An 18,436-nucleotide genomic window follows, 5' to 3' on the forward strand; every position below is an offset into this window, starting at 1 on the left:
GGATGGTTTCACGGCGGATGGACAAGCCCCGCGCCCTGCCCCATCTTGGCGCGAGAACACGAGAGAGGCCCCATGACACGCAAGATCATCATCGATACCGACCCCGGGCAGGACGACGCCGTGGCCATCCTGCTGGCGCTGGCCAGCCCCGAGCTGGAGGTGCTGGGGATCACCTGCGTTGCGGGCAATGTGCCGCTCGCGCTCACCACGCTCAATGCGCGCAAGATCTGCACGCTGGCCGGGCGCACCGATATCCGCATCTTCGCAGGCTGTGACCGTCCGATGGAGCGCGCGCTTGTCACGGCGGAATATGTTCACGGCAAGAGCGGGCTTGACGGGATCGAGCTGCCCGAGCCCGAAATGGCCCTGCAAAAGGCGCATGGCGTCGATTTCATCATCGAGACGCTGCGCGCCCATCCGCCCGGCACGGTGACGCTGTGCCCGCTGGGGCCGCTCACCAATATCGCGACCGCCTTTGCCCGCGCGCCCGATATTGTCGAGCGCGTGGCCGAGATCGTGCTGATGGGCGGGGCCTATTTCGAGGTGGGCAACACCACGCCCGCCGCCGAGTTCAACATCCATGTGGACCCGCAGGCCGCGAAAATCGTGTTTGGCGCAGGCGTGCCGCTGGTGGTGATGCCGCTCGACGTGACGCATAAGGCGCTGACCTCGCGCGCCCGGGTCGAGGCGTTTCGCGCCTTGGGCACGCCTGTCGGGCAGGCCGTGGCTGGCTGGACCGATTTCTTCGAGCGCTTCGATATGGCGAAATACGGATCCGAAGGCGCGCCGCTGCATGATCCTTGCGTCATCGCCTATCTGCTGGCCCCCGATCTGTTCCGCGGGCGGCATATCAATGTCGAGATCGAGACCGTCTCGGAGTTGACGATGGGCATGACGGTGGCCGATTGGTGGGGGGTGACCGACCGGCCCGCCAATGCGCTCTTCATGGGCGATCTTGATGCGGCGGGATTTTTCGCGCTTCTGAGCGAGCGGATTGCGCGGCTGTGAGCGGGTGGAGGGGCGCCGCCCCGCTCCCTCCGGGAGCCCCCGGGATATTTAGATCAAGAGGAAGCCGGGATTGGATTTTGCCCGCGCAGGCATATCTTTGTGCCAAGGAGGCCCGATGACCCTGCCATTCGACAACAGCTATGCCCGCCTGCCAGAGGCGTTCTTTGTGCCGCAACAGCCCGAGCCTGTGCCAGAGCCCGCGCTGGTGGTGAGCAATGACGCGCTGGCTCTGCGGTTGGGGCTCGATCCCGACTGGCTGAGCGGCCCCGAGGGGCTCGCGATGTGCGCGGGCAACCAGATGCCGGATGGTGCCGAGCCTATCGCGCAGGCCTATGCGGGCCATCAGTTCGGCGGCTTCGTGCCGCGCTTAGGCGATGGTCGTGCGGTGCTTTTGGGCGAGATCGTGGCGCCGGACGGGGCGCGGTTCGATCTGCAGCTCAAAGGGGCCGGGCGCACCGCGTTTTCGCGCGGGCGCTCGGACGGGCGGGCCTGGCTTGGGCCGGTCCTGCGCGAATATGTGGTCTCCGAGGCGATGGCCGCCCTTGGCGTGCCCACGACGCGGGCCTTGGCCGCGGTGCGCACAGGCGCGCCGGTTGCCCGCGATGCGATGGCCCGACCCGGCGCGGTGCTCACCCGGGTGGCCGCGAGCCATATCCGCGTCGGTACCTTCCAGTATTTCGCAGCCCAAGGCGACGAGGCGGCGTTGAGCACGCTGGTCGATCACGTGATCGCCCGGCATTACCCGCAGGCCGAGGGGCCGCTCGGGCTGTTGCGCGCGGTGGTGGCCGCCCAAGCCGAGCTGATCGCGCATTGGATGTCGCTGGGCTTCATCCATGGCGTGATGAACACCGATAATATGGCCATCTCGGGCGAGACGATCGATTACGGCCCCTGCGCCTTTCTCGACGCCTATCACCCGCGCACGGTGTTTTCCGCAATCGATCAGCAGGGCCGCTACGCTTTTGGACAACAGGCGCAGATCGGGATCTGGAACCTCGCGCAGCTTGGCACATGCTTGCTGCCGCTGATGGGCGAGAAAGAGACAGCTCTTGAGCAGGCAAGTGCTGCGATTGACGATTTCATCCCGCTTTATCAGGCTGCTTGGCTGAAACGCTTTGGCGCGAAGATCGGGCTGGCCGCACCAACGGAGGATGACCTGCCGCTGATCCAGCAACTCCTTGAGCGGATGGCTGAACAGCAGGCAGATTTCACGCGTGTTTTCGGTGGCTTGCGCGGCGATCTTGAGGTCGCGCGCGCGGAGTTTGCCGAACCCGAAGCTTTCGATCTTTGGGCCAAGGACTGGCAGGCGCGGCTGGCCGATGAGGCCGATCCCAAAGCGGTCATGGCGCGGGCCAATCCGGTCCGTATTCCGCGCAACCATCAGATCGAGGCGATGATCGTGGCTGCCACGCAAGGCGATGACGGTCCACTGCACGCTTTGATCGAGGCGCTTGCGGATCCCTACAGCCCCGATCCGCGTTATCGGGCGTATGAGGCGGCGCCGCGTCCCGATGAACGGGTCATGCGCACCTTCTGCGGCACTTAAACTTCGGCCCTTAACCCATTGAGATTATGACACTTCGCATTGCCTCTTATAACTTGCATAAATGCGTGGGCTCGGATGGGACCTGCGATCCTGCGCGTGTGCTGGCGGTGATCAACGCGCTTCAGGCCGATGTTGTGGCGCTCCAAGAGGTCGACAGGCGGATGGGTGCGCGGCCGGCAGCCCTGCCGCTGCGAATGATCGCTGAGCACAGCGATTTCGAGCGCCACGACATGCCGCGCACCGGGCCGGACAGTCTGGGCTGGCATGGGCAGGTGGTTTTGGTGCGACGGGGCACGCGGGTGCTGGGGGTCGAGCCGATTACTCTGCCCGGGCTTGAGCCGCGCGGCGCGCTGGCTGTCAAGATCGCCCCCGATAGCGGCGCGCCCTTCTTGCTGGTGGGCGCGCATCTGGGGCTTCGGCGCGGGGATCGGCGCGCACAATGGGCGCGGATCGTGCAGGTGATGCGCGCCGCGCGCCCCCATCCGGCCGTGGCGATCGGGGATTTCAACGAATGGCGCTCCAAGCGCGGCTTTGAGGGTCTGAGCGGCTATCATATCCATGCGCCGGGGCCGAGCTACCCTGCGCGCGCGCCCTTCGGACGGCTCGACCGGATCGTCACCGCGCCGGGACTGCGCGTAGTGCGCGCGGGCGTGCTCGACACGCCGCTGTCGCGTGTGGCCTCGGATCACCTGCCGATCTGGGCCGATATCAGCGGTATCGTGACCCGCGCCCAGCATGACTGAGCCGCTTGCCCCGCACCCATCCTCCGGATAGGGAGGTGAAAGCCTCCTTGATCCCGAGAGTGTAATGGACCTGAATCGTGAGAATTTCCACGGCAGCTTGCTGATGATCGCCGCGATGGCGGGGTTTGCGCTGGAGGACATGTTCGTCAAGGCGCTGGGAGAGCGGCTTGCGGTTGGTGAGGTTCTGGTTCTGCTGGGCGTGGGCGGCGCGCTGATTTTCGGGGCGTTTGCCAAGGCGCGCGGCGAGACGCTGATCTCACGCGATCTGTTGAGCGGCTCGGTTCTGGTGCGCAATACCGGTGAGATCCTCGGCACGACGTGTTTCGTGGCCGCCGTGATCTTCACGCCGCTCGCGCAGGCCTCGGCAATCTTGCAGGCCACGCCCTTGGCGGTGACGCTGGGCGCTGCGCTGTTTTTCGGCGAGCGGGTGCGCTGGCGGCGCTGGTCGGCCATTGGGATCGGTTTTGTCGGCGTGCTGATCGTGATCCGGCCCGGCACGGAGGGGTTCTCGGTGCTCTCGCTCTTGCCTGTCGTGTCGGTGATTGCGTTGGCCGCGCGCGATCTGGCGACGCGACGGGTGCCCAAGGCGATCACCTCGCTGCAGCTTGCGACCTACGGGTTTGGCGTGGTGGTGCCGGCTGGCATCGTGATCCAGCTTGTCGCGGGCGATCCGGTGCTGATGCCCACCGCACGCGATTGGGCCTATATCGCGGGGGCGCTGATCGCGGGGCCAATCGGCTATTACGCGCTGATCGCGGCGATGCGGATTGGCGAGGTCGCGGTGATCACGCCGTTTCGCTATGTACGACTGGTCTTTGCAGTGCTGATCGGCTGGATCGTCTTTGCCGAACCGCCCGATGAATTCACCCTGTTGGGCGGCGCGGTGATCGTGGGATCGGGGCTATATACGCTCTGGCGGCAGGCGATCTTGCGCAGACGCAAGGCGCGCGGGCGCGCGTGATGCCCTGTCCTTCCCGGCGCGGGGTCGATTTCAGATCAATGTGAGCGCTAACATGAATTTTTCCTACGCCCCTTTTCGTGCGCCCTTCTCAGGGGTATAGACAGTGTGACTGCATTAGCCCACGCAAAGGGAGCGATATGAGCACCATCATCGACATTCACGCACGCGAAATTCTTGATAGCCGGGGCAACCCGACCATCGAAGTCGACGTGATCCTTGAAGACGGAACGATGGGGCGCGCCGCTGTGCCCTCGGGCGCCTCGACGGGCGCGCATGAGGCCCATGAGCGCCGCGATGGCGACAAGAACCGCTATTTCGGCAAGGGCGTGCTGGAAGCCGTGATGGCCGTGAATGGTGAGATCGCGGAAAACCTTGTGGGCGAAGACGCCACCGAGCAGGTCGAGATCGACCGCGCAATGATCGAGCTGGACGGGACCGACAATAAAGGCCGCCTTGGCGCGAATGCGATCCTCGGCGTGTCGCTGGCCGTGGCGAAAGCCGCAGCCGATGCCACAGCCCTGCCGCTCTTTCGCTATGTCGGCGGCACCTCGGCACGTGTTCTGCCGGTGCCGATGATGAACATCATCAATGGCGGCGAGCATGCCGACAACCCGATCGACATTCAGGAATTCATGATCATGCCGGTCAGCGCGGGCAATATCCGCGACGCGGTGCGCATGGGTTCGGAAGTGTTCCACACGCTCAAGAAAGAGCTGTCGGCGGCAGGTCTGAACACCGGGCTTGGCGATGAGGGCGGCTTTGCGCCGGAACTCAGCTCGACCACCGCGGCGCTGGACCTGATCCTGAAATCCATCGAAAAAGCAGGCTACAAGCCCGGCGAAGATATCTATCTCGCGATGGATTGCGCCTCGACCGAATATTACAAGAACGGCAAATACGAGATGAAGGGCGAAGGCCTCTCGCTCAGCTCGGAAGAGAATGTCGACTATCTCGAGAAACTGCTGGGCGCCTATCCGATCATCTCGATCGAAGATGGTATGGCCGAGGATGACTGGGCGGGCTGGAAGCTTTTGACCGAGCGTCTGGGCAACAAGGTGCAGCTGGTGGGCGACGATCTGTTCGTTACCAACCCCACCCGCCTCGCCGACGGCATCAAGCAAGGTGTCGCCAACTCGATGCTCGTGAAGGTCAACCAGATCGGCACGCTCACCGAGACGCTTCAGGCCGTCGATATGGCCCATCGCGCGGGCTATACCAACGTGATGAGCCACCGCTCGGGCGAGACCGAAGACGCCACCATCGCCGATCTGGCCGTGGCCACGAATTGCGGTCAGATCAAGACCGGCTCGCTGGCACGTTCGGACCGGTTGGCGAAATACAACCAGCTGATCCGCATCGAGGAAGTGTTGGGCGAGACCGCTGAATATGCGGGCCGTTCGATCCTGAAATAAACGGATACGCTGCAAATATCGGGTAACAGGAGACCGCCTGTCAGTGCCTCAGGGCGTACGGCACGCGTCATCCTGTTACCCTTTTTTATGGCCTGACGGCGGAGGGGACAGCGGGCCCTAATGCCCCCGATGCTCCCCCAATCGCCATTGGCACATTTCCGCCCCGCGCGCGAAACCTTGCCAGCACCCCCCATAATCGGCTCACGTTTGCGCGCATCGCAGGTTGCGGGGTTGAACGCGCGCCACTGCGGCGCGACATCGACCCCATGACGCACCGTTTTCTCCTCCCCCTGCCGATGCTGCTCACGCTTGCGGGCTGCACGGTTCCCGCCGACACCTCGCCGCTCATCCACGAGGCCTCCCCCGTGGCAGAGGCGCGACAGGAACTGATCGGGCTCAACAAGACCGATATCCGCATGTGCGCGGGCTTTCCCACGCGCACGCATGAGGCGGACCTGCAAGACGAGATCTGGAGCTATAATCGCGATGCGCGACGGGGTGGCTATAATGTCAGCCTGCCCACGCTGTCCGGCGGGCCGCTCACCGGCACGGCGGGCAGTGTCTCGACCACCAGTTCGGGCAGTTGCCAAGCGCAGATCCGGTTTCATGACGGAAAGGTTGCGCAGGTGGAGTTTGCGGGCGACAACAATTCGATGCGGCTGTCGAACCAGCTGTGCACGCCGATCATCGACGGCTGCGTCGAATATGCCCGCGAAGGCCGTCATGCGCCGCCACCGCCACCGCCCAAACCGGAGGAGCCCGATCCATGAGCGAGGCCGAAGAGATCATCGCGCGACTGCAGCTTGCGCCTCATCCCGAGGGCGGGCATTACCGCCAGACGTGGGTGGCCGAGGCCGAGCCGGGTGTGCGCCCCGCCGGGACCTGCATCTATTTCCTGCTGCGCGCGGGCGAAATCAGCCATTGGCACCGCGTCGATGCGACAGAGATCTGGCATTTCCACGCCGGAGCCCCCCTTATCCTGTCGCAGGCCGAGACCGAGGCCGGCCCCGCGCAGGCGGGCGTGCTAGGCCCCGATCTGGAGGCAGGCGCCACGCCGCAGATCCGCGTGCCGCCGCATCACTGGCAAAGCGCGCGAACGACCGGGGATTGGACCTTGGTGAGCTGTACCGTCTCGCCGGGGTTTCGCTTTGAGGGGTTTGAGCTGGCCCCGCCCGAGTTCGACATTCCGGGGGCGGAGCGCTAGCCCGGCACCGAGATCTGGCCGCCACCGATCAGCGCGGCAACCCCGGTTGTCGCAGGCCCCGATGTCGGCATGCCGCGCGCGACGCGGACGGCGAGATAGGCAAAGGCCTGCGCTTCGAGCATATCGCCATCGAGCCCGATATCCTCGATCGGGCAGACCGGCACATTCATCCGCGCTTGCAGCGCGCCCATCAGCGCCGGGTTCAACCGCCCGCCGCCGGTGACATAGATCGCGCTCGGCGGCACCGGGTAATGCTCGCCCCCGCGCGCCACGGCGGCGGCAGCACAGGCGGTCAGTGTGGCCGCTGCATCAGCATCTTCCAGCGTACCAACCCGAGCGAGCATGTCATGAAAGTCATTTCGATCCAGCGACTTGGGCGGGATCTTGAGGAAGTAGGGGTGGTTGAGAAAGGCCTGTAACGCCCCTTCATCGACGCGGCCTTGCAGCGCCAGCGCACCGCCCTCATCTTGATCCAGAGCGCGCCGCGCGCGCATCAGATCATTGATCGGCGCATTGGCGGGACCCGTGTCAAAGGCCAGAACCGCGCCCGCCACTTCCGCCGAGGGCTGGCGCGGATCGACCCAAGTCACATTGCCCACGCCGCCCAGATTGAGAAAGACGCAAGGCTCGGTCAGCCCGGCATATTTAGCACAGGCGAAATGGAAAAACGGGGCGAGAGGCGCACCCTGCCCGCCCATCTCGACATCGGAGCTGCGGAAATCCCACACCACCGTGCGCCCCAGAACCTCTGCCAGAACCGAGCCATCGCCCGCCTGATGGGTGCGGCGCGGCCCCAACCGCCCGTCCGGGTCATGCGCCAAAGTCTGGCCGTGAAAGCCCACGAGCTGCGCCTCGCCAAAGGCCGATAGCAGTTCGGCATGGGCGGTCTCGATCACCTCGCAGGCATCTTCCACGCCATCCTCGCCGGGCCAGCGCCCAAGAGCCTTATGCAAGATGCCGCGCTCGGCCTTGGTAAATTCGCGATACTCGCTGCGTCCGAAATCGAGAATACGTTCGCCATCGGTCAGCACGAGGGCTGCATCCACCCCATCGAGTGACGTCCCAGACATGGCGCCTGCCGCCCAGATCGGCCCCGGTTTCAACATGGCTTCCCTCTTGCCGCCTGCCCCGATATACGCACGACGTGAAGAAAGGAACAAGCACGATGACTTACCATCCCAAATCAGAATTCATGCGCGTGATGATCGAGCGGGGCTTTCTGGCCGACTGCACCGATTATCAGGGCTTGGATGAGGCCATGGTGAAGGGGGTCGTGCCGACCTATATCGGTTATGATGCCACCGCCCAATCGCTCCATGTCGGGCATCTGCTCAACATCATGATGCTGCGCTGGCTGCAAAAGACCGGTCACAAACCGATCACTCTGATGGGCGGCGGCACCACCAAGGTCGGCGATCCGTCGTTCCGCGCCGATGAGCGCCCGCTGCTCACCTCGGAACAGATCGATGCCAATATCAACGGCATGCAGCAGGTCTTCGCGAAATATCTCAGCTATGGCAGCGGCGCGACCGATGCGCTCATGCTCAACAATGCCGAATGGCTCGACGGGCTGAACTACCTTGAGTTCCTACGTGATATCGGGCGGCATTTCTCGGTCAACCGGATGCTGAGCTTTGAATCGGTGAAATCGCGGCTGGATCGCGAGCAATCGCTGTCGTTCCTCGAATTCAACTACATGATCCTGCAAGCCTATGATTTCCTTGAGCTGAACCGCCGCTATGGCTGTCTGTTGCAGATGGGCGGGTCGGATCAATGGGGCAATATCGTCAACGGGATCGACCTCACGCGCCGGGTGCTCGATCACGAGATCTATGGCCTCACCTCGCCGCTTCTGACCACGTCGGACGGGCGCAAGATGGGCAAGAGCCAAGGCGGTGCGATCTGGCTCAATTCCGACATGCTGAGCCCGTATGAGTTCTGGCAGTTCTGGCGCAACACGACCGATGCCGATGTGGGCCGATTCCTCAAGCTTTATACCGAACTGGACGTTGCGGAATGCGACCGTCTGGGGGCGCTGACGGGCTCGGAAATCAACGACGCCAAGGTCATTCTGGCCAATGAGGTCACAGCGCTGTGCCACGGTCGCGAGGCGGCACGGACTGCCGAGGCGACTGCGCGCGAGGTCTTCGAGAAAGGCGGCGTGGGCGAGGATCTTCCCAGCCTGACGCTGAGCACCGATGAGATCGGCGAGGGCATTTCGCTGGCCCAGCTCGTCGTGCGCTCGGGGCTTGCGAAATCAGGCAAGGACGGCAAGCGGCTGATCGCGGAGGGCGGGCTCAAGGTCAATGACGAGACCTGCGCCGATGCGGGGCGGATGTTCACCGCAGATGATCTGAGCGCAGCCGTCAAGCTGAGCGCGGGCAAGAAGCGCCACGCGCTGGTCTCGCTGGGTTGAGGCTGGAGCCGAACGCGCGCCCTAGGGCGCCAGCCCTTTGCGGGAGAGGAGACATTGCGTCTCAAAACACCCTGTAGAATAGCAGCCCCCGAAGACATCTTCGGGGGCTGCTTGCGTTGAATAAGCGCTATGCGGACTTAGCTGCTGTCCGCTTGTAGCCCAAGTGCCTCTATCAAGTCCGGCGAACCGATCCTGCTAAGAGCGAGCGATACTTCGAGCTGGTATTCGTGACCCGCAGACTGCAAATGGGCTGCAATTTCCTCTAAAGCTTTAATGTCATTATCTAAATCTTCTTCCGCTGTTCGACTTTCGATATATTTGACGGCAATCGCAACTGCCAATGCCAAGTCTTCCATTGCAACACCCCCACTCTCACAACGAGAAGTTTCTAACGTTCAACTGTTGGACACAATGGGCTGATGCTGTTGAAAAACTCGATGGCGACTTCGACTTAGTTTTCGCTCTTCGTGCATTTTCACTGAGATCTCACCACTTTGAACAGCCGCCAGATCGGTTTTCTCATCCGATCGGCGCCGATGGGACTGTTATCGGGCAGAGCTTGGCCAGTTTTCGGAGGTTTTGGGCGGTGGCGGCGAGTGTAAACTCGTCTTTCACCCCCAATGGACCTCTCAAACGCAGGCGGGTGAGGCCCAGGATACGTTTCAGATGCGCGAAGAGCATCTCGACTTTCTTGCGCCGTTTCTGGGCGGTCTCGTTGAATGGGGAGGCCACACAACTGCGGGCAAAATCACGCACCACCTCGTATTTCCCACGCTGGAGGCTGCGCGTGTCGCTGTTCGGGCAGCATTGCCCCTTCAATGGGCAAGCCTGACAGTCCGCCTTTGTCGCGCGATACTTGCGTGGCTTCACCTCGGTCGAGATGCGGTCAGGATCGGAATAATTCCGCCGCGTGTGCCGCAAATCTTTTCCCTCCGGGCATATATATCGGTCATTCTCATCATCCCAAGTGAAGTCGGAGCGCGACAAGGTCCCGTCCGTGCGCTCACCTTTGTCGATAACCGGGATGAAGGGCAGGATCTGCCGTTTCAGGACGAGTTCAACCAGGCTCTCCTCGGACCCATAGGCCGTGTCGGCAACAAGCCAATCGGGGCGCAGGTCGAAACGCGTCGCCGTGCGGTCCAGCATCGTGAGGGTGGAGCCCACCTCGGCCTGCCTGACCGATCGGGTCGCTTCCACATCCATGATGATCCCGTGATCGGTATCGATCAGGTAATTATCTGAATAGGCGAAGAAAGCGGGACCCTTGCGCGCGGCTGTCCACTGGCTGGCAGGATCGGCATGAGCCGTGAACTTGGGCTTTACGGGCGTGGCCGCGCCGAAGGCTTCTTCGTCGAGCGTATCGAGATATTCGCGCACCGCCCTCGAGGCATCGTTTGGATCAATGGTGGCCGCATCCCATTTATCCTGACGACTCGAGCTCTGCTTCTGGACATCGGCACTGATCAGGCTGGCATCAACAGCGAAGCCCTTGCCGCCGACCAGACCACGGGCGATGCACTGGGCCACCACGCGCTCGAAGACGAGGCGAAAGACATCGCTGTCGCGAAACTTGCCGTGCCGGAGCTTCGAAAAGCTCGAATGATCCGGCACTTTGTCCTCGAGTCCCAGACGGCAGAACCAGCGGTAGGCCAGGTTGAGATGCACCTCCTGGCACAGGCGACGTTCAGACCGCAGCCCCATGACATAGCCAACGACCAGCATCCGGATCATGAGCTCAGGATCGATCGAGGGCCGACCGGTGTGGCTGTAGAAGCTGCGCATCTCTTCGTGCAGACCATCCAGATCCAGAAAGCGGTCTATGCCCCGCAGGAGATGATCAGCAGGGATATGCGTCTCGAGATCGAACTCATAGAACAACCGGGCATGAACCTTCTGCGTTCCCAGCATCGCAAACCCTCCAAATCCCCATAATCCAATGGAATCAGAAGCCCTTGCCCCGATCAAGCACAGAGTTTTTCAACAGCATCGGCTCAAAACGGACATTCAGCAGTTCGCCCTTCTGGGGCTCACGCGCAGTGTGACGGCGCTAGCTGAGCTATGACAAGCGCCGCCCATCCAGCCCGGCGCGCAGCGAAAGCGGAGACGCGCCCCTACACTCCTAAATTCAGCGATTTCGCCTTGCGATAGAAGGTCGCGCGCCCGATCCCGAGATCACGGGCTGCGGCTGAGACATTGCCGCCGTTGCGGGCAAGGGCCCGCGCCATTGCGGCGCGTTGCGCCTCGGCCAGACCACCGCGCGGGCCCTGCCCGATCAGGTCGTTGGCCGGGATCTGGCCGATCTGCTCGGGCGAAAGGCCAAGATATTTGCGCGCAGCCCGCGTCGCTCCGATCACCAGATCATCGCGGTCGAGTGCCAGCAACATCACCCCTTGCGGCGCGTTCTCGCCCGGTCCCGCAGACAAGATCCGCGCGCCTTGGAAAGCGGTACGAAACAGATCGCCCTCGATGCGCTGCGCGGCGTCTTGGGCGGTGAGCGCAACAAGGCTCGCATAGCCCTCGGTCATGTCATCGCGCGCCGAAGAGACGTCGATCACGCCCGCCAGATCGCCCTGCGCCCCAAAGACGGGCGCGCCCATGCAGGTGAGCCCGGTATTGCCCGAGCGGAAATGCTGGCCGCGCCAAACGGTGACCGGGCGCCCCTCGGCCAGACAGGTGCCGATGCCGTTCGTGCCCTGCGCGCCCTCCGACCAATCCGAACCGGGCGCGAGGTTGGAGGCGTGAAAATCGCCCGCATCGCCTGCGCGCACACGCTCGTCGAGGATCAGACCGCCCGCATCCGACAGCAGCACCGTGCAGCCCGCGTCGCAAGCCGCCCGCGCCAACCGGTCGAGCACGGGGGCCGCGATCTGCAACAGCAGGCCTGAGGCTTCACGGCGCGCGCGGATCTCGGCTTCGGTCAGCCGCTCGTCATGGGGCATCGCGGCAGGGTCGATCTTGTGGTGGATCATCGAGCGCCGCCAGCTGGCCGCAAAGCCTGCCTGCCCCGCAGCCTTGGGCGAAGAGACCACCTCGCGCACGAGATCGGCATGGTGACGCTTTGAACTCAATGGCAGCGACATGCGAAAGCCTCCCTTCTCGCGCAAGTGCTCATGCGTTCAAGGGTAGACCGATTCGATACCACCGCAATAGAATTTCACGAGATTGCCCTGCCCGCCTGTCTCAACTCCGAGACAGTGCCGCGCCGCGAACCCCGCTCAGGCGAGGTCGTCCTCATCCATCTCGCCCGCCTCGTGACGGCGTCCGCGAAAGCCTTGGGCGACCACGAATTTCTCGGAGCTATCGGCCCGCGATGCCGGAGGCTTCACATTGGCCACCTTTTCAAAATTCTTCTTTAGCGTGGTCAAAAGCCCCTGCTCGGCGCCCCCGGCGAGCACTTTTGCAACAAAAACGCCGCCCTCTTCGAGCACGTCAAAGGCAAATTCCGCCGCCGCCTCGCACAGCGTGATGATGCGCAAATGGTCGGTGTTCTGGTGGCCCGAACTGGAGGCGGCCATGTCGGACATCACCACATCGGCCTTGCCGCCCAGCCAGGATTTGACTTTGTCGTCGGCACCTTCTTCGAGGAAATCGAGCTGGTGGAATTCCGCGCCCGGAACGTGATCGACATCTTGCAGATCGATCCCGAGCACCGTGCCCACACGTTTGCCCGACTTCTCGCCAAGCGCATTGACCCGCTTAACCGCGACTTGCAGCCAGCCACCGGGTGCGCAGCCCAGATCGACCACCCGCGCGCCGGGCACGAGGAAGCGATATTTCTCATCGAGTTCGAGGATCTTGAACGCCGCCCGTCCGCGATAGCCTTCGGCCTTGGCGCGCACCACGTAAGGGTCATTGAGCTGACGTTCGAGCCACAGCGTCGAGGACAGCTTGCGCCCCTTGGCCGTCTTGACCCGCACGCGCAGATCGCGCTGTCCGCGCCCAGAGGTGTTTTTGCCGCTCGGTGTCTTTGCCATTATTCCATCTCTTCCAACATGCCGTCCCCGGCCATCTGCGCATATAACAGACCTTCGCGCAGACCGCGATCCGCAACACTCATCTGATCGGTGGGCCAGACCCGCATCAGCGCCTGCAAGATCGCAGCGCCCGACATGATCAACGTGTGCCGATCGCGCCCGATCCGCGGATCGGCCCGCCGTCCGGCCGGGCCAAGCTGCAGGAAGGTGCGGATCACCGCGTCGATCTGCGCGCTGGTCATCATCATCCCGTCAACGCGGTTGCGGTCATAGCGCTTGAGACCGAGATGGCAGGCCGCCACTGTCGTCACCGTGCCGGAGGTGCCGATGATCTGAAAGCCCTCCTGCGGGCTGCCCGAGGCATAGGGCGCGAAATCGGCGAGCTTTTCCTCAAAGAACCAGCTCATCAGCGCAAAGCGCGCGGCATCATCCTCGACATCGGCAAACTGGTCCTTGAGGGTGGCCACCCCAAGCGGCACCGAGATCCAGTCGACGACGCGTGCCGCCGGGATCGGCCCCTCGGGCTGGTTGAACCCCTCCGAAAGCCGCATGATGGCGCGGGCGCGGTCACCGGGGGGCACGTCCTCAAGATCGATCCAGACCAGCTCGGTCGAGCCGCCGCCGATATCGACCACCAGCACCTGTTCGGATTTCGGACTGACGAGCGAGGCGCAGGAGATCACGGCCAGCCGCGCCTCTTCCTCGGGGGCGATGATTTCAAGCGGCAGGCCGGTCTCGCGGCGCACATAGCGCATGAAATCGCGCGCATTCTTGGCCCGTCTGCAGGCTTCGGTCGCAACCAGCCGCATCCGTTTGACGCCATGCGTGTCGATCTTGCGGCGGCAGATTTGCAGAGCCTGCACCGTGCGCGCCATAGAGCTGCGCGACAAGCGGCCATAGGTTTCAAGCCCCTGGCCGAGCTGGACGGCCTTGGAGAAGCTGTCGACCACCTGAAACTGGCTGCCCTGCGGTCGGGCAATCAGCATCCGGCAGCTATTCGTACCGAGATCCAGAGCGGCATATAGCTCGTCTGGCTCGGCGGGTTGGGTCGCGGGTCGCTCGACCAATTTCGGCTTACCGACCCTGCCGGGCCGTGCCGTTTTCGGGAGCGCGCCCGCCGACCGGGGACGCCTGGGCGCCATGATCACGCCCTCCGATTTCAAGTTACCACGACGCTAACGCGTCCCGCCTGCCGGTTCAAGGGACCGCATGCGACAGGGGTCACGATTTGGCGATAGCCTAAATCTTGTGCATCGTCCGGACAAAAGAAAAGGCCGGTGATCCCACCGGCCCGTCCCTTCTGATTTGTTGCCCTGAGGCCGTCGCGTCAGCTATCTGCCACCAGCTCGGCGCGTTGCTGGCCCAGCCCTGCAATCTCGGTCTCGACCACATCGCCCGCGCGCAGATAGCGCGGCGGGTTCATGCCCATCGCGACACCTGCGGGCGTGCCTGTGAGGATCACATCGCCCGGGTGCAACGTCATGAAGTCGCTCAGATAGCTGACCAGTTTCGTCACGCCAAACACCATCTGCGCGGTGGAATCGTCTTGCATCACCTCACCGTTCACGCGGGTTTTCAGCACGAGGTCCTGCGGATCGGCCACCGCATCGCGCGTCACCAGCCATGGCCCGAGCGGGCCGAACGTGTCGCAACTTTTGCCCTTGGTGTACTGGCCCGCGCGCTCGCGCTGAAAGCTGCGCTCGGAGACGTCATTGGCCAGCACGAAGCCTGCCACGTAATTCAGCGCATCCGCCTCCGAGACGTATTTCGCAGCCGTCCCGATGACGATGCCCAACTCGACCTCCCAGTCGACCTGCTCGGCGCCGCGCGGGATCACGATCGGATCGTTGGGGCCCTGAATGGCGGAGGTGGCTTTCATGAAGATCATCGGCTCGGCGCTGACCGAGCCGCCCGATTCCGCGGCGTGCTCGGCATAGTTGCGCCCGATGCAGATCACTTTGCCGATCTTTGCCACAGGCGTCCCGATGCGGGTGCCTTGGGGCACGGATGGAAGATCGTTCAAATCGAGCGAGCCAATCGCGGCCAGCCCCTCATCGGAGAGCACATCGCCCTCGATATCGTCGATTTCACCGCTGAGATCGCGGATCACGCCTTGATCATCCAGCAATCCCGGTTTTTCAGACCCTTTTGGGCCGTAGCGCAGCAAACGCATCGCTTGTCCTCCTGTTTCCCGGCAAAGAAAACCATGCCCTGCGTCCGGCGCAAGGGGCAACGGACGCCGGGGTGAAAATTTCGCGCCTCAACCGAGCATCCGTGCCGTCATCTCGGACAGATCGCGGCTGAGCCCATCTTCGCCCATGATCCGCTCAAGCTGGCTGCGCACATGGGCTTGGCGGCCCGCATCATAGCGCGCCCAGGTCTCAAAGGCTGTGGACATGCGCGCGGCGACCTGCGGATTGAGCGCGTCGAGCTTCCACAGCCAGTCGGCATAGAACCGGTAGCCCTCGCCATCGGCCCGGTGGAAGCCCGCATGATTGCCCGAAAAGCCCGACATCAGCGCCCGAAAGCGGTTGGGGTTCTTCCAGTCAAACAGCGGGTCTTCGACCAAAGCCTCGACCCGCGCGAGCGCCTGCTCGGGGGCGCTGGCTGACAGTTGCGTTGTGAACCACTTATCCATGACCAGCCGGTCGCCGCTCCAGCGTGCGCGGAACGTATCCACCGGCCCCGCACCCACGCCCGCGCCGATGCATTGCGCCAAAGCGGCGAGGCTTTCGGTCATGTTGTCAGCACTCTCAAACAGCGCCCTCGCCCGTGCGCCACCATCCAGCCGGCTCAGGAAGGCCAAAGCGGCCAATCGCAACGCCCGCTTGCCCGCAGGTTCGGGATCGGGGCGGTAGTCGCCCGGCACCGCCATCGCGTCGTAAAGCCCTGCCAGCAGAGGCTCATGCGCCTGCGCCAGCGCTGTGATCATCGCCTCATGGGCGGTATGGATCGCATCGGGATCGGGCGTCATGCCGCGCTCATGGAGCGATTGCGCGATCTGATCCTCGGAGGGCAGATGGAGACAAAGTGCGCGGAACGCCGGATCGGCGCTCTCATCGGCCAAGAGCGCGCCCATCGCCTCGAGATAGCGCGCATCTGGGGCCGCAGCCCCCTGCGCCATCGCCACCGCATTGGCCAGCGACAGCCTGCGGCCAGCCTCCCAGCGGTTGAACGGGTCGCTATCATGCGCCAGCAGGAACGCCGGATCGGGGGCGCTGCCCTCAGCGTAATCCAGTACGACCGGTGCTGAGAAACCGCGCAGGATCGAGGGCACAGGGCATGTCTCGAAGCCCTCGAAGGCGAAACTCTGGCGAGCGAGCGTCATCTCGAGCGTGGTGGTCTCGATCAGATCATGCCCCTCGGGCGAGAGCAGGCCGACGGTGATCGGGATATGGCGCAGAGGTTTTTGCGGCTGGCCCGGTGTCGGCGCGGTTTCTTGCCGAAATTCAAGTGTGTAGGTGCCGTCCTTGTAGCTTTGAGCGACGGTGACGCGCGGCGTGCCCGCATCGGTGTACCAGCGTTTGAACTGGCGCAGATCGCGGCCCGAGCTGTCCTCGAACACTTTCAGCCAATCCTCGATCGTGCAGGCCTGCCCGTCATGGCGTTCAAAATAGAGATCAAGAGCCGCGCGGTAGCCCTGCTCGCCCACAAGCGTGTGCAGCATCCTCACGATCTCGGCGCCTTTTTCATAGACGGTCGCGGTGTAGAAGTTGTTGATTTCGCGGTAATGATCGGGGCGCGGCGGATGGGCCAGCGGGCCTCGGTCCTCGCGGAATTGGCGGGCGCGCAGCGTGTTCACATCCTCGATCCGCTTGACCGGACCAAGCCGCATATCGGCGGTGAAACACTGGTCGCGAAACACCGTCAGCCCTTCCTTGAGGCAGAGCTGGAACCAGTCGCGGCAGGTGATCCGGTTGCCGGTCCAGTTGTGGAAATACTCATGCGCGATGATGCCCTCGATCCGCTCGAAATCGGCGTCGGTCGCGGTCTCGGGGCTCGCGAGCACCCATTTCGAGTTGAAGATGTTGAGGCCCTTATTCTCCATCGCGCCCATGTTGAAATCATCAACCGCGACGATGTTGAACACGTCGAGATCATATTCGCGCCCATAGACCTGCTCGTCCCATGCCATCGCGCGCTGGAGCGCACCGAGAGCAAAGGCGCAGCGGTCCTCATCGCCCGGGCGGACCCAGATATTGAGCGCGACCTCGCGCCCCGAGCGGGTGGTAAACTGCCCCGAATGCGCGACCAGATCGCCTGCGACCAGCGCAAATAGATAGGCGGGCTTGGGCCACGGATCGACCCATTCCGCCCGGCCCGTTTCCTGCACGACCGGGTTGCCGTTCGACAAGAGCACCGGCGCATCCCCGGTAACTGTGACGTGGAACGGGGCCATCACATCGGGGCGGTCGGGATAATAGGTGATCTTGCGAAAGCCCTCGGCCTCGCATTGGGTGCAATACATGCCATTCGACATGTAAAGCCCATCAAGGGCCGTGTTCTCCTCGGGCGCGATCTCGACCTCGGTCTCCAGCGTGAAAGGCTGCGCGGGCAGTGCCGCCGCCCCGATCACCAGCCCCGTGTCGCTTAGAGAATATTCGTCGCGCGTGAGCGAGCGCCCATCAATCGCGATCCGGCGCAGCACCAACTGCTCCCCGTCCAGCTCAAGGGCGGCTGCGGCGCGCAGCGGGCGGATGGCGATCTGCGCGCGCACGCGGGTTGCCTTTGGGTCAAGCGCGAAATCGAGACGGACCATTTCAAGTTCGAACGGAAAGGCGCGATAGTCGGACAAACGCTTGGCCGGAGCATTGTGGGGCATGTTTTCCTCTGAACTGGTCGAAACGCATAAAAATTGCATTCCCTGAGGTAAAAGCAGGATTTAGATTGCGCAACCATGGCCAAGAACAAGAAAAGTTTATAGATACAGTAACAGCGCAATGACAGAAGGAGGCGTCATGCCTGCACTGAAAGCTGATATAGACGAAATTGACACCGATCGGCCCAACGGCACTTTGGGCTATGCTGTGATCGCAGCCTCGGTGAGTGTGGTGGTCGTATTGCTCGCACTTTCCGTGGACAAAATGGGCGCAAGCTCAAGCGCTGCCCCCTCACATGTGACAGCCGCCGCACAGAGCGAGACCGTCCGCTGAGCCCTGAGCTGCCACTATT

The 18,436-nt window shown here is 63.3% G+C and carries 17 protein-coding genes; 9 read left to right on the forward strand and 8 right to left on the reverse strand.

What is annotated here, in order from left to right; translation table 11 throughout:
* The first annotated feature begins 72 nt into the window (after nt 1–72).
* The 7 genes from DL1_RS01090 (at nt 73) to DL1_RS01120 (ending at nt 6,874) form a co-directional block, all read left to right on the forward strand.
* The gene (locus DL1_RS01090; RefSeq protein WP_038061149.1) at nt 73–1,008 is read left to right on the forward strand and encodes a nucleoside hydrolase; all 936 of its coding nucleotides are present in this window, start codon (nt 73–75) and stop codon (nt 1,006–1,008) included.
* A 115-nt stretch (nt 1,009–1,123) separates the two neighbouring features.
* Complete coding sequence (locus DL1_RS01095; RefSeq protein WP_038061154.1) at nt 1,124–2,554, forward strand: protein adenylyltransferase SelO; 1,431 nt, start codon at nt 1,124–1,126, stop codon at nt 2,552–2,554.
* Nucleotides 2,555–2,580: 26 nt separating this feature from the next.
* The gene (locus tag DL1_RS01100) at nt 2,581–3,297 is read left to right on the forward strand and encodes an endonuclease/exonuclease/phosphatase family protein (RefSeq protein WP_038061157.1); all 717 of its coding nucleotides are present in this window, start codon (nt 2,581–2,583) and stop codon (nt 3,295–3,297) included.
* 64 nt (nt 3,298–3,361) lie between these two features.
* On the forward strand, nt 3,362–4,258 hold the full coding sequence (locus tag DL1_RS01105) for a DMT family transporter (protein ID WP_038061160.1): 897 nt from the start codon (nt 3,362–3,364) through the stop codon (nt 4,256–4,258).
* 137 nt (nt 4,259–4,395) lie between these two features.
* Nucleotides 4,396–5,670 (forward strand): phosphopyruvate hydratase, encoded by a 1,275-nt coding sequence (eno, locus tag DL1_RS01110; RefSeq protein ID WP_038061164.1) that lies wholly within the window; start codon nt 4,396–4,398, stop codon nt 5,668–5,670.
* Nucleotides 5,671–5,936: 266 nt separating this feature from the next.
* On the forward strand, nt 5,937–6,440 hold the full coding sequence (locus DL1_RS01115; RefSeq protein WP_051693225.1) for a hypothetical protein: 504 nt from the start codon (nt 5,937–5,939) through the stop codon (nt 6,438–6,440).
* A complete protein-coding gene (locus DL1_RS01120; protein ID WP_038061166.1) occupies nt 6,437–6,874 on the forward strand; it encodes a cupin domain-containing protein in 438 nt (145 codons plus the stop codon). The genes DL1_RS01115 and DL1_RS01120 overlap by 4 nt, the downstream gene beginning before the upstream one ends.
* Here the strand turns inward: DL1_RS01120 and DL1_RS01125 are convergent.
* Nucleotides 6,871–7,980 carry an anhydro-N-acetylmuramic acid kinase gene (locus DL1_RS01125; RefSeq protein WP_038061169.1) on the reverse strand — a complete coding sequence of 370 codons (1,110 nt, stop codon included), beginning with the start codon at nt 7,978–7,980 and terminating at the stop codon, nt 6,871–6,873. The two genes, DL1_RS01120 and DL1_RS01125, sit on opposite strands and share 4 nt — an antisense overlap.
* 59 nt (nt 7,981–8,039) lie before the next feature.
* Here DL1_RS01125 and tyrS point away from each other — a divergent pair, with 59 nt between their 5' ends.
* Nucleotides 8,040–9,290, forward strand: coding sequence for a tyrosine--tRNA ligase (gene tyrS, locus DL1_RS01130; protein ID WP_038061171.1), 1,251 nt, complete (start codon nt 8,040–8,042; stop codon nt 9,288–9,290).
* Nucleotides 9,291–9,427: 137 nt separating this feature from the next.
* On the opposite strand, the gene DL1_RS01135 is transcribed toward tyrS, so the two are convergent.
* The 7 genes from DL1_RS01135 to pepN all read right to left on the reverse strand — a co-directional run bounded on the left by DL1_RS01135 (nt 9,428) and on the right by pepN (nt 18,086).
* A complete protein-coding gene (locus DL1_RS01135) occupies nt 9,428–9,646 on the reverse strand; it encodes a hypothetical protein (RefSeq protein WP_038061174.1) in 219 nt (72 codons plus the stop codon).
* A gap of 163 nt (nt 9,647–9,809) precedes the next feature.
* On the reverse strand, nt 9,810–11,198 hold the full coding sequence (locus DL1_RS01140; protein ID WP_038061180.1) for an IS1182 family transposase: 1,389 nt from the start codon (nt 11,196–11,198) through the stop codon (nt 9,810–9,812).
* A gap of 203 nt (nt 11,199–11,401) precedes the next feature.
* Nucleotides 11,402–12,370, reverse strand: coding sequence for a GAF domain-containing protein (locus DL1_RS01145; protein ID WP_038061183.1), 969 nt, complete (start codon nt 12,368–12,370; stop codon nt 11,402–11,404).
* Between the two features lie 135 nt (nt 12,371–12,505).
* Nucleotides 12,506–13,264, reverse strand: a complete 759-nt coding sequence (locus DL1_RS01150) for an RlmE family RNA methyltransferase (RefSeq protein ID WP_038061187.1) — start codon at nt 13,262–13,264, stop codon at nt 12,506–12,508.
* A complete protein-coding gene (locus tag DL1_RS01155; RefSeq protein ID WP_038061190.1) occupies nt 13,264–14,406 on the reverse strand; it encodes a Ppx/GppA phosphatase family protein in 1,143 nt (380 codons plus the stop codon). Before DL1_RS01155 ends, DL1_RS01150 begins: the two co-directional genes overlap by 1 nt.
* A gap of 185 nt (nt 14,407–14,591) precedes the next feature.
* A complete protein-coding gene (locus DL1_RS21940; RefSeq protein ID WP_038061191.1) occupies nt 14,592–15,437 on the reverse strand; it encodes a fumarylacetoacetate hydrolase family protein in 846 nt (281 codons plus the stop codon).
* A gap of 87 nt (nt 15,438–15,524) precedes the next feature.
* Complete coding sequence (pepN, locus tag DL1_RS01165; RefSeq protein ID WP_038061193.1) at nt 15,525–18,086, reverse strand: aminopeptidase N; 2,562 nt, start codon at nt 18,084–18,086, stop codon at nt 15,525–15,527.
* Nucleotides 18,087–18,222: 136 nt separating this feature from the next.
* Here pepN and DL1_RS01170 point away from each other — a divergent pair, with 136 nt between their 5' ends.
* A complete protein-coding gene (locus tag DL1_RS01170; RefSeq protein WP_038061196.1) occupies nt 18,223–18,417 on the forward strand; it encodes a hypothetical protein in 195 nt (64 codons plus the stop codon).
* Nucleotides 18,418–18,436 lie beyond the last annotated feature (19 nt).

This window comes from Thioclava dalianensis, assembly GCF_000715505.1.
In the GTDB taxonomy this organism is placed as follows: Bacteria; Pseudomonadota; Alphaproteobacteria; order Rhodobacterales; family Rhodobacteraceae; genus Thioclava; species Thioclava dalianensis.